This window comes from Citrobacter sp. Cf116 (assembly GCF_030336505.1).
Lineage (GTDB): Bacteria > Pseudomonadota > Gammaproteobacteria > Enterobacterales > Enterobacteriaceae > Citrobacter > Citrobacter freundii.
This window is the reverse complement of record NZ_JAOWEQ010000034.1, coordinates 90383-102813: the sequence shown is the minus strand read 5'-3', so window position 1 is coordinate 102813 and position 12431 is coordinate 90383. Positions and strand designations below refer to the sequence as shown.

The 12431-nt window shown below is 50.4% G+C and carries 9 protein-coding genes; 4 read left to right on the top strand and 5 right to left on the bottom strand.

Translation table 11 applies throughout. From position 1 onward, the window contains the following. Positions 1–55: 55 nt before the first annotated feature. Complete coding sequence (locus OGV74_RS05975) at positions 56–688, bottom strand: YfdX family protein (protein WP_008321509.1); 633 nt, start codon at positions 686–688, stop codon at positions 56–58. 281 nt (positions 689–969) lie between these two features. Between OGV74_RS05975 and OGV74_RS05970 the strand changes: the two genes are divergently transcribed. Next, positions 970–1566, top strand: coding sequence for a DUF308 domain-containing protein (locus tag OGV74_RS05970; RefSeq protein ID WP_032949861.1), 597 nt, complete (start codon positions 970–972; stop codon positions 1564–1566). Continuing rightward, positions 1566–1913, top strand: a complete 348-nt coding sequence (locus OGV74_RS05965; RefSeq protein WP_086504447.1) for an HdeA/HdeB family chaperone — start codon at positions 1566–1568, stop codon at positions 1911–1913. The genes OGV74_RS05970 and OGV74_RS05965 overlap by 1 nt, the downstream gene beginning before the upstream one ends. 207 nt (positions 1914–2120) lie before the next feature. Here the strand turns inward: OGV74_RS05965 and OGV74_RS05960 are convergent, their stop codons facing one another. The 4 genes from OGV74_RS05960 to OGV74_RS05945 form a co-directional block, all read right to left on the bottom strand. Next, positions 2121–5237 carry an efflux RND transporter permease subunit gene (locus OGV74_RS05960; RefSeq protein ID WP_286520513.1) on the bottom strand — a complete coding sequence of 1039 codons (3117 nt, stop codon included), beginning with the start codon at positions 5235–5237 and terminating at the stop codon, positions 2121–2123. A 28-nt stretch (positions 5238–5265) separates the two neighbouring features. Next, entirely contained in the window at positions 5266–6420 is a 1155-nt protein-coding gene (locus OGV74_RS05955; RefSeq protein WP_003839773.1) for an efflux RND transporter periplasmic adaptor subunit, read from the bottom strand. 280 nt (positions 6421–6700) lie between these two features. Continuing rightward, the gene (locus OGV74_RS05950) at positions 6701–7267 is read right to left on the bottom strand and encodes a Slp family lipoprotein (protein ID WP_003839775.1); all 567 of its coding nucleotides are present in this window, start codon (positions 7265–7267) and stop codon (positions 6701–6703) included. Between the two features lie 244 nt (positions 7268–7511). After that, positions 7512–8366, bottom strand: a complete 855-nt coding sequence (locus OGV74_RS05945) for a MurR/RpiR family transcriptional regulator (RefSeq protein WP_003839777.1) — start codon at positions 8364–8366, stop codon at positions 7512–7514. A gap of 293 nt (positions 8367–8659) precedes the next feature. Between OGV74_RS05945 and OGV74_RS05940 the strand changes: the two genes are divergently transcribed. Together OGV74_RS05940 and iolD are read left to right on the top strand one after the other, a co-directional pair. Beyond that, complete coding sequence (locus tag OGV74_RS05940; RefSeq protein ID WP_061547963.1) at positions 8660–10165, top strand: CoA-acylating methylmalonate-semialdehyde dehydrogenase; 1506 nt, start codon at positions 8660–8662, stop codon at positions 10163–10165. 11 nt (positions 10166–10176) lie between these two features. After that, positions 10177–12102: a 3D-(3,5/4)-trihydroxycyclohexane-1,2-dione acylhydrolase (decyclizing) gene (gene iolD / locus OGV74_RS05935; RefSeq protein ID WP_086504446.1), complete on the top strand. Its 1926-nt coding sequence runs from the start codon at positions 10177–10179 to the stop codon at positions 12100–12102. Positions 12103–12431: the final 329 nt, after the last annotated feature.

Here is a 12431-nt window from a genome sequence, read left to right as displayed (position 1 = left end):
GTAGCTGCCCGATCAGGAGAGAAAGTCCTGGTTCAACACTCCGTAGTGCTGAGTATTACTGGCCTGCGCCGATCATCTCACTATCGATCACAATACCTTCTTCAGCACCTTTTAGCACAAGGTTTGCTTCATAATATTTACCGGAAGACAGCAGTTTTTGCGCGCTGGCAACGGCTTTACGAGTCTGATTCAGGGGCATCAGGTATTGGGTCTGAAGCACGCTGATACCAGCCAGTTGCAGGGTATCCACTGCACCTTTCCAGTCGCCTTTGGCCATTTTGCCATTCGCTGTTTTGATAGCGGATTCTTTGGCTGGAGTGGCAATATAGTCTTCTGACAGCGCGATCGTAGCGTTAATAACCACGTACTGATCGTCAATCATCTTGGCTTTAGGCGCAGTTTTTACAAATTTCGCCCAATCTTTGCTGTCGCCTGCCAGCAGGGAAGCGGCGTCATCGGTTAATTTTTTAGCGCTGTCAGGCTGTCCATGAAACAGGGCCAAACGAGCAAGCTGAATATCACGCATCGCATTTGCGCCTTGCACTGCGACCTGCATAATATCGGCAGCTTCTTTTTGTACATTTGCGGTAGTAGCTTGCGCCGGAGTAGTTGTGGTAGCAGTAGCAGCCATCACTGGTGCTGAACCCATCATGGTTGCAAGCACACCCGCAAGAATAATCTTTTTCATTACTTTCTCCTGAATAAATTTGGTATATGTCACCAAACGCAATAAGCATATTAAATAATGTTAAAGAGCGAAATCAGAACCACGATAGAATAATGACCGTTTAATCTTACAAGTGTCAGATGTCTGACATGTGTAGGAATATACGCATAGCGACATTCTCTTGTTCTTATATACGCTTCCTTAGCGGAAGTCTTATCATTCCATTGTAAGTAACATATGTTGAGTGAGTAATAATTCTTGTGTCAACAGGTTACATTGCGTTTATGTATAACGGAGGATGTATGTTTGTTTTTAATCAGCGTAGCCTGAGAGCGTTTAATGAAAAAACACTCGTTCATTATAAAAAGCATGCGACGATTATGGCGGTGTTGATGTTGATTTGTGGCATCTGCTGCTTGATTTATCCGATTGCTGCAGGTGTTTATTTAAGCTATGCAACTGGCTTTATGTTCCTGGTATGTGGTTTTTATTCTATTTATAGCCTGTTTAGCTCAAGTAAAAAGCAATTGAAAGCCAAATTTACCTATGCCTTTTTTGCTATCGCGTGGTTACTGCTGGGTTACTGTTTCCTGGTGAATCCTGTGATAGGCATGAATTCATTGGCAATGGTATTTTGCTGCCTGTTTATTCTGGGTGGTATTTTTCGTATCGCATCTGGGGTCAAACTGTTCCACAGTCCGGGTTATGGATGGAACATTTTTATTGGTATTTTTGACCTGCTTATTGCCGGCGTCTGGCTAAATATGGATCCCGACAGATCGTATGTATTTACCTCAATTTTTATTGGTGTCGAGATGATCTTTAGTTCTTTAGCTTTTATCAGTCTGCGTAGAAATGCGACGCTGGTAAAAACTGATAAGCTCGCCGATAAAAAATAATGCTACCTCTGGAGCGCATAGTGAATATTAAAATGATGGTTTCTGCAGCTATTCTTGTGACCTCTGTTATGGCGCCAATGACCCGTGCTTTTGCTACTCAGGCAACGGAAGCTGCGCCACAAGATATGACCTGTAAAGAATTCGTTGATATGAGTCAGCAATACAAGACGGCAATTGCCTTTGTGATTGTTAATAAAAATTCGGACTTTAAAGGCGATGATTATGTTCCCCTGCATGAGGTGGAAACGGAAGCTGTACCGAAAATGGTTAAAATATGTCATCAGCATCCGAATACAAAACTGGGTGAACTGGCTGTAAATCTGAAAGGTTCCGGTCTGCACTATTGATTAACCGTTTTGATAGCCTGGCTTTAGTTAGAATTGACAACCTCTGTACCTGCCCCAGTTGTTCCCCTACAAGAAAATCTGCGTAATGCTTACCCTGCTATCCACGAGAAACTCGCTGGATAGCCGTGCCCGCTAATAACTGTAGACCTGACAAATGAAGTCCCATCCCTGGATTTAATAATCTAAACCCAGGGATAGGGCAGGGGATCAACGTCGGGCTTTAAATCGCGCTAACGTATTTTCAACGAGTACAAAGAATACTGGAACAAAATAGATCGCCAGTACCGTCGCGGCCAGCATCCCACCGATAACCCCCGTACCGACGGCATTTTGCGCGCCAGAGCCCGCGCCGTTGCTTATTGCTAGTGGAATTACCCCCAGGATGAAGGCCAGTGAGGTCATCAGAATAGGACGTAAGCGCATTTGCGCGGCTTCCACCGCGGCTTCAAGCGGCGTTTTCCCTTCTTTCTGCATAATCTCGACGGCAAACTCGACGATCAAAATAGCATTTTTAGCCGATAGCCCCATCGTGGTGAGTAGGCCGACCTGGAAATAAACATCATTGCTCAGGCCGCGCAGATCGGTGGCCAGCAACGCGCCGACCACCCCGATTGGCACAACCAGCATCACCGAGAAAGGGATCGACCAGCTTTCATACAGCGCCGCCAGCGCCAGAAATACGACGATCAGCGAAATGCCGTACAGCATTGGTGCCTGGTTTGTGGATAGCGCCTCCTGATAAGACAGACCGGTCCAGGCATAACCGACGCCTGCGGGCAGTTTATTAATCAGTGATGCCATAAATTTCATCGCATCACCGTTGCTTTTCCCTTCTACCGGCTGGCCCAGAATTTCCATTGCTGGCTGACCATTATAGCGTTCAAGGCGTGGAGAGCCGTAGGTCCACTCGGTTGATGAGTAGGCGGAAAGCGGGGTCATCGCGCCAGAGGCATTACGTACATACCAGTGATTGATATTGTCCGGCAACATACGGAACGGCGTATCGGCCTGGACATACACTTTTTTTACGCGCCCCTGGTTCAGGAAATCATTGACATAGCGACTACCGAACGCGGTGGAGATGGTCTGATTAATATCCGATAACGCAACGCCCATAGCTTCAGCCTTTTTGGCGTCGACGTGAATGCGGAACATCGGCGTATCTTCCAGGCCGTTTGGGCGCACCCCGTCGACCTCACCTGAGGACTGATTGGCCAGAGCCAAAAGCTCGTTTCGGGCCTGCATCATTTTTTCATGCCCAAGATTACCGTTATCCAGCAACTCCATATCAAACCCTGATGCGGTGCCCAATTCCGCGACCGCGGGTAAATTGAACGGATAAACGACGGCATTATTGATGGTACTTAAGGCCATCATTGCCCGTCGAATAATGGCGGTAACCGAGTTTTCTTCGCCAACGCGTTCTGACCACGGCTTCAGGCTGATAAACGCCAGGCCATTATTTTGTCCCTGACCGCTGAAACCAAATCCGCCGACGGTGAAAACAGAAGCAACGTTTTTCTGTTCTTTCGTCAGGTAGTAGTCCGTTATTTCCCCGAGCACTTTGCTGGTGTTCACCATCGTTGAACCTGAGGGCAATTGCGCCGTGGTCATGAATACCCCCTGGTCTTCTTCAGGCAAAAAGGAGGTCGGCGTACGTAAAAACAGCACCATCATGCCCGCGCCAATGACTAAGTAAACGACCATGTAACGGCCCGTGCAACGTAACAGTTTTCGGGTGCTGTCCGTGTAGTGCTGAGTGCATTTCTCCATGAAATGATTGAATCGGGTAAACAGAAAATGCGTATTTGCCTGCTCGTCATCGTGTGCTTTTAACAGCATGGCGCAGAGTGCTGGCGTCAGGCTCATCGCCACAAACACCGACAGCAGCATGGAGGAGATCAAGGTGATGGAAAACTGACGGAAAATTTCTCCTGTTGCGCCGCTCATAAATGCCATCGGCATAAATACGGCGGATAACACCACGGCAATACCAACCAGCGCCCTCTGGAGCTGACCCATTGCTTTATGCGTTGCCGCTTTTGGAGACAAGTGCTCTTCAGCAATAATACGTTCTACGTTCTCAACCACCACGATAGCATCATCGACTAACAACCCTATCGCCAGCACCATGCCAAACATCGTGAGCGTATTAATCGAAAAACCGGCGACGTCGAGAATGGCAAAGGTGCCGAGGATAACCACCGGAACGGCGATAGTGGGGATAAGCGTCGCACGAAAACTTTGCAAAAACAGGTACATGACGAGGAATACCAAAATGATTGCCTCGATCAAAGTATGAAAAACACCCTGAATCGAAATTTCGATAAACGGCGTGGTGTCATAGGGATAAACGGTTTTCATGCTGGCCGGAAACCAGGCTGATAATCTGTTCAGCTCTTGTTTAACAGCCTGGGACGTTTCAAGGGCATTGGCGCCTGCGGCAAGTTTAATCGCAATCCCGGCGGCGGGTTTGCCGTTGTAACGTGCAACCGTGGCATAATTTTCCGCACCCAGCTCAATGCGTGCGACATCACGCAGTAGAACCTGAGAACCATCTTGCTGAACTTTAAGGAAGATCTTGCCAAATTCATCGGTTGTTTGCAGACGCGTCTGGACGATTATCGACGCATTTAATTGCTGATCGGCTGACTGAGGCATGCCCCCCAGTTGCCCGCCAGATATCTGATTATTCTGTACTTTGAGCTGGGTAATGACGTCCTCGGGAGTGAGGTTATACTTGTCGAGCTTTTGCGGATCCAACCAGATGCGCATGGCGTATTGCGAACCGAATAACTGCACGCTCCCCACCCCGGCAGTGCGGCTTAGCGGATCTTTAATGTTCGAGGCCACATAGTCGGCAATATCATATTGGCTCAGGCTGTTATTATCAGAGATAAAACCGGCGACCATTAAGATATTGCTGCTGGATTTATCAACGCTGATCCCTTGCTGTTGTACTTCCTGTGGCAAGGAAGGCATCGCCAGCTGCAGTTTATTCTGTACCTGAACCTGCGCAATATCGGGTGATGTACCCGTTTTGAAGGTCAGGATAATCGAGGCATTACCTGCCGCATCACTGGTGGATGACATATACATCAGGCCATCAAGACCATTCATATTCTGTTCAATCACCTGGGTGACGGAGTCTTCAACGGTCTTTGCATCTGCCCCGGGGTAGGCCGCGCTGATGGTAATGGTTGGGGGCGCAATTTGTGGATATTGGGCGACTGGCAGGTTCATTATCGCGATACCGCCCGTAAACATCATGATAATAGCGAGCACCCAGGCGAAAACTGGGCGCTCAATAAAAAAGTTGGCCATAAAGAAAGTGTCCTTAATACCTGAAATATTACTGTTCAGCTACCGTGTCAGGTGTGTTCAGTTTTGAAGGGAGGACCCGGGCTTTGCTTCCCGGACGAATTCTTTGTAATCCGGACACAATGACCCGATCGCCGGGGCGTAATCCCGCGGTCACTAACCATTGATTACCAACGGCCTTCACTGCGTTTATTTCACGCAGTTGCACTACGTTTTCCTGGTCAAGGATCAGCGCGGTGGCTTTTCCTTGCTCGTTATGCGTAATTCCTTGCTGGGGGACCATCAACACGTTTTGTTGACTGCCTTCGTCCAGCAACGCAGTGACATACATGCCGGGTAAAATTTCACCTTCAGGATTGGGAAATACGGCGCGCAGGGTTACCGAACCGGTGGTCTCATCAACAGCGGGATCGGAAAACTCAAGCGTACCGGTATGGCGATAGGGTTTGCCGTTTTCCAGCATCAGCTCAACCGGAATTTTGCCTTGTTGCTGGGCAATTTTGCCGTTAGCTTTCTCTTCTTTCAGGCGTAAGAAGTCCTGTACTGACTGCGTTAAATCAACATAGATCGGATCTAATCTCTGAACGGTGACCAGCGAGTTTTCCTGATTGGCAGTAACCAGGGCACCCACGGTCACGGAAGATTTGCCGCTAATGCCATCAATGGGCGAGGTAACATTGGCATATCGAAGATTGATAGTGGCTTGTTCAAGATCCGCTTTAGCGACGGCAACATTGGCTTGCGCTTCATTAAGCTGTGAAAGCGTGGTGTCATAGTCCTGGCGGCTGACGTAATTAGATTTTATTAATGCTGACTGCCGATTTAGTGTCAGACGAACATTATTGGCGGTAGCCTGTGCCTTTGCCAACGCGCCTTTGGCTGAGTCCAGTCGTGCCTGCAGTGGGGCTGGATCAATTTGATACAGTGATTCTCCTTTGCTGACTTTATCACCTTCAACAAAGTTGCGTTTTATGATGATCCCACCAACCTGAGGGCGGATTTCGGCGATCTCGAACGCAAGCGCGCGACCCGGAAGTTCACTTTTAATATTTACTGAGGAGGGGGCTAAGGTAACAACGCCGACCTCGGGCTCCATGGTGGTTTTTACTGCAGGTTTATTATCGCAGGCGGTGATGATGACGCTACTAAAGAATAATGGTATCAACAGTAAGCATTTTCTGTTCATAGTAATCCCTGAATAATGTGTAAACACAAATGTTCTTTTATTGCATGCAGGGTGGGGGAGTTGTCGGTAAATAACAAAAGATGGTCAGGCATGAGAAGGGTAAAGCCCATTTCTTCGCTAAAGAATTAGCGGTTAAAAATTATATGTAACAGGAAGAATGCATGTTAAGCGAAGGATCTCCTGAAGCAGGATGGCGCAATAAGATAAACGCGGGGTAATGAGAAGGGTTGTTTGCCAACACCTGACTCCGGAATATAGTCGCGCCATCTTACCTCTGGGATTATTTCACTAGCTCCGGAGTTACCTGAGTTACTGTATTAGCGTAGTAAGGCGCTCCCCACATCGGCTCTGGCCAGAACGCACCGTAACCATAATCCCACATATTATAAGTGGTGTTGACAGACTCAGTTAAATGCCAAACCTGGATACCTTGTAAATCAACTTTAACAAAGTTGTACGGGACTTTGTTGATGAAACCTGACTCATCTCCTTGAATTGTTCCCAAAATAGTCACGAAATGGTTTCTGTAGTTTACCGGATCGAGGAAACCTTTCTGCTGGGCAAGAATACGTCCCTGATAGCTCGCGTCAATTTGTGGCTTAGCAGAGTCGTTCAGTGGCAAAACGGCGATTTCCAGCAACGTATCTTTTTTGGTGTTAATCACATTGATGACTTTACCGCCAAAGCGGGCCTGCTGACCGGTATATAAACCAGGCTGGTTATGCACGGAGATAAAGTTTTTTTGGATATCGGGTTGATTATTACCTTTGATATTCTCAGGAATGGCGGCACATGATGCCAGGGTGAAAGCAAGGGCAATAATCATCAACCCTTTTGTATTTTTCATTTTACTTTCCTGCTTAAAAAAGACAGGGCTATAGTAAACCTTTGCGTATTATTGTCAGCAGACGCATTGTTGATTATCTAAAATTAATATAATTGTAGCTCATGGTAATAACGGATTGTATTTTATCCGGTCGCTGAATGATGGCGATATTTTCAACGACCATAAAAGTAACTGCAGACATCACGATTTCACGTCACGCTGGCGGGAATGTAATAAAGCGGATCATCAATTTTCGCGTCGCTCATCAACCGACAGAATGACCGCGTTCATTACTCCCGTCACCTAGCCGGTAAGCCAGCGCCACGACTAGTGACTGTACCAGGCACAGCGTCGCTGACTGGGAGCGAAACGCGTCGACCTGCGCCTCTTTCACCACAAAGCAGAGATCGCTGAACGTTGCCAGCGGGCTTATCTGGCTGTCGGTAATCACGATCTGGCGCGCGCCGGCATTGGCTGCAGTTTCGCTGACCATCACCGTTTCTTCCGCATAAGGCGAGAAGCTTATCGACACCACGATATCGCGCGCTTTAATGCGGTTAATCTGCTCGCGCAGCATTCCGCCCATTCCGTCGAGCAAAATAGGGCGACACTCAAGATGGCTCAGGGCGTAGGTGAGATAGGCGGCGACGCTAAACGAACGACGTAGACCGGCGATGTAAATGGTGTCGGCTTCTGCCAGCAATTGTACGGCGCGTTCCAGCATTTCAGGTTCGGCACGGGCTGCCAGCTGCTGGAGCGCTTGAGTATTCGAACGGGCGAACTCCTGCAGGATATCGAGCGGGGTTTCCGGCACGGCTTCGCTTTCCATCTCACGGAACATGCGCGCGCGGTCGCTGTAGCTGGCGGTTTCCTCCACCAGGTTCATACGAAACAGCTGTTTCATTTCGTTGAAGCCGGTGAAGTCAAAGGCATTGGCGAAGCGGATCAGCGTTGAGGGTGGCACTCCGGCACGTTCAGCAATGACGGCAACCGTATCAAAGGCCACGCTATTGGTATTATCCAGCACATAGCGGGACACCTGCTGCAGCCTCTTACTCAGGCTATCGTAGCGATCGCGGATTTGCTGCTGCAGCTCGTTCAGGCTGGTTGCTGTTGTCATTTTACCTCCTGGTACATAGTTTTATGATTCTAAACGCAAAACCGCGTCTTTGAAATGTCACTCATTCATCTGGCTGTAAAAACGAAACAAAAGCTTCAGGTTTGCCGTTCGCTGAAACGTTCTGCCAGTGCACGCTAATCATGCGATTCCGCTTGTTAACATAAAAACCCATCCTTGATCACATTAATCATTAATTATTTTATTTCAACTTAAAATGGAATGTTTGTTTCATATATAGTACACAGATAACAGTGTTCAGGTAACAGTCACGTATCAACAGCGAGAGGTTAAGGATGGAGACAGTAGCGAATTTTATCCACGGCGAATGTGTCACCGGTTCAGGCCAGCGCGTTCAGGCAATCTTCAACCCGGCCACCGGCGAGCAGATCCGCCAGGTGGTGATGAGTACGATACAGGAAACCGAGCAGGCCATTGCGGCAGCGCACGACGCATTCCCCGGGTGGGCGCGCCATTCTCCGTTAAAACGTGCGCGAGTGATGTTCCGCTTTAAGGCGCTGTTGGAAGAAAACATGGAGAGGCTGGCTCGCATCATCAGCGAAGAGCATGGCAAGGTGTTCTCTGACGCAGTTGGTGAGCTGACCCGCGGCCTGGAAGTGGTGGAGTTTGCCTGCGGCATCCCACATCTGCAAAAGGGCGAACACTCAGCCAACGTAGGCACCGGCGTCGATAGCCATTCGCTGATGCAACCTCTCGGGGTTTGCGTCGGGATCACGCCGTTTAACTTTCCGGCAATGGTACCGATGTGGATGTTCCCCATCGCGCTGGCAACCGGGAATACCTTTGTGCTGAAACCCTCGGAAAAAGATCCTTCTCTCGCCCTGGCTCTGGCGAAACTGCTGCAAGAGGCGGGCCTGCCGGACGGCGTGTTCAACGTCGTACAGGGAGATAAAGAGTCCGTCGACGTGCTGCTGACTGACCCGCGCGTGCAAGCCGTGAGCTTTGTCGGCTCTACGCCGATTGCGGAATACATTTATCAGACAGCGTCAGCCCACGGTAAGCGTTGCCAGGCGTTAGGTGGTGCTAAAAATCACTGCATTTTAATGCCGGATGCCGACATGGATATGGCGACCAACGCCATTATGGGTGCCGCTTACGGCGCGGCGGGTGAACGCTGCATGGCGCTTTCTGTCGTGCTGGCGGTGGGTGATAAAACGGCAGATGAGCTGTGCTCGAGACTGGAAAAACAGATTGCGGCGCTGCGTGTCGGGCCGGGGCTTGATCAGACACCGGAAAACGAAATGGGACCGCTTATCTCCTCGGTGCATCGGAATAAAGTGCTCGGGTATATCGACAGTGGGGAATCGCAGGGGGCCAGCCTGCGTGTGGATGGTCGGCATTTTAGCGTCAAAGGTCATGAGCAGGGCTATTTTGTTGGGCCGACCCTGTTTGATAACGTCACGCCGGAGATGACCATTTATAAAGAAGAGATTTTTGGACCGGTGCTTTCTGTGGTGCGCGTAGCAGATTACAGCAGCGCGGTGGAACTGATTAATCGTCATGAATATGGTAACGGCACGGCAATTTTCACACGTGATGGCGGCTGTGCGCGTCGTTTCTGTGAAGAGGTGCAGGCGGGCATGGTGGGCGTTAACGTGCCTATTCCGGTGCCGATGGCGTTCCACAGTTTTGGCGGCTGGAAGCGGTCCATTTTTGGTGCGCTCAATGTTCACGGCAATGATGGCGTACGCTTCTACACCCGGATGAAAACCGTCACCGCACGCTGGCCGGAGATGCTGCAGGACACAGGGGCAGCGTTCTCCATGCCAACGCTGGGCTGACAGGAGGGTTTATGCAAACCGAACGTATGACCATGGCTCAGGCGCTGGTCAAATTCCTTAATCAACAATATATCTCTGTCGATGGCGTGGAAACGCCCTTTGTCGAGGGTGTCGCCACCATCTTTGGTCACGGTAATGTGCTTGGCATTGGCCAGGCGCTGGAGCAGGATCCCGGTCATTTGCAGGTGATGCAGGGATGTAATGAGCAGGGAATTGCGCACATGGCGACCGGATTCGCCAAACAGCATCGGCGCCAGCGTATTTTTGCCGTGACGTCATCGGTTGGGCCGGGAGCTGCAAACATGGTGACCGCAGCGGCAACCGCGACGGCGAACCGTATTCCTCTGTTGTTATTGCCAGGCGATGTCTACGCCAGCCGTCAGCCGGACCCGGTATTGCAGCAAATTGAGCAATACCATGACCTCGGCATCAGCACCAACGACTGCTTCCGCCCGGTCTCGCGTTACTGGGACCGGATTAACCGCCCGGAGCAGTTAATGAGTGCGATGCTAAACGCGATGCGAACGCTTACTGACCCCGCAGATACTGGTGCGGTGACCATCTGCCTGCCACAGGATGTACAGGGAGAAGCCTGGGACTATCCCCAGAGTTTCTTTGCGCGCCGCGTTCATCTGATTGAACGTCGACCGCCCGACCCACAGCGTCTGGCGATGGCGCGGGCGCTGATTGCCCGCAAACGCCGTCCGCTGGTGGTATGCGGCGGCGGGGTACGATATTCCGGTGCGCATGAGGCGTTTCGTATGTTTGTTGAAACGCTGCAACTGCCGTTTGCCGAAACTCAGGCCGGAAAAGGCGCACTGGTTAGTGACCACCCACTTAACCTCGGAGGCATTGGGGTAACTGGAGGGATGGCAGCGAATCAGCTCGCACCGCAAGCCGATCTGGTGATCGGCATCGGTACGCGCCTCACCGACTTTACCACCGGTTCGAAAGCGCTGTTTTCTCATCCGGAGGTTGAGTTCCTGCTGCTGAACGTGGCGGAGTTTGACGCGCTGAAGCTTGATGCCACCGCGCTTATCGCCGACGCCCGTACCGGGCTTACGGCGTTAACTGAAACGCTGAAAGACTACCGCAGCGATTGGGGGAAGGAGGTCACGCAGGCGCAAGAGGCCTGGCGCGATGAGTGCCAACGTTTATGGGATCGCGACTGGCGTCCCGACGACGAACCCGAAGTGGCAGGGCATCTTGACGCTCAGTTGGCGGAATATGGCGACACGCTAAACACCCGGTTGACCCAGACGAAGGTGCTGGGACTTATCAATCAGCACATTGAAGATAACGCTATCGTCGTAGGGGCCGCTGGATCGCTGCCTGGCGATTTACAGCGTATCTGGCAGGTCAAAACCCCGGACAGCTATCACCTGGAATACGGCTACTCCTGTATGGGCTATGAAATTGCGGCTGCTATTGGGGCCAGGCTGGCGAAGCCACAGCAGCCGGTTTATGCCATGGTGGGGGATGGCTCATACATGATGCTGCATTCCGAGCTACAAACCGCCGTTCAGGAGGGGATAAAAGTCACTATCCTGTTGTTTGATAACGCCAGCTTCGGGTGCATTAACAACCTGCAGATGGGGCATGGGATGGGGAGTTTCGGTACGGAAAACCGCCACCGCAACCCGCAAACCGGACGGTTAGATGGACCGTTGGTGAAGGTCGATTTTGCTAAAAATGCGGAAAGCTACGGCTGTCGGGCATGGCGCGTACATGACGAGCAAAGCCTGCTGGCGGCGCTGGAAGCCTCCCGTGTGCATTCGGGGCCTGTGCTGCTGGATATCAAAGTTCTGCCGAAAACCATGACCCACGACTATGCCTCCTGGTGGCGCACTGGCGATGCGCAGGTGGCAGACTCTCCGTCGGTGCGAAAAGCGGCTGAGCAGACGTTTGAGCAGGTGAAAAACGCACGTCAGTACTAAAAGCGATTAATGCCGGATGGCGCTGCGCTTATCCGGCCTGCAGCGGATTCTACCTTCTGGCGGGATAAGGCGTTAGCGTCGTCATCCGGCAACCTGCGACAACGAAATTTTCATTTCATTTTTCCTTTCTCTTCATCCATCACCTCCTTCCTGAACGGAAGGGGGCCAATTCCTTCATCTTTCCTGTCTTTATGTTGTGATATTGATAACAAATTTTATCTCGATCATCTCAAAAGTGTTAACTTGCACCCAAAAACATAATTTTCACTATTTATAAAAATGAAATAAATGTTTTATTTAAAGGGTCGTTAGTTCATCGCATTCACCAA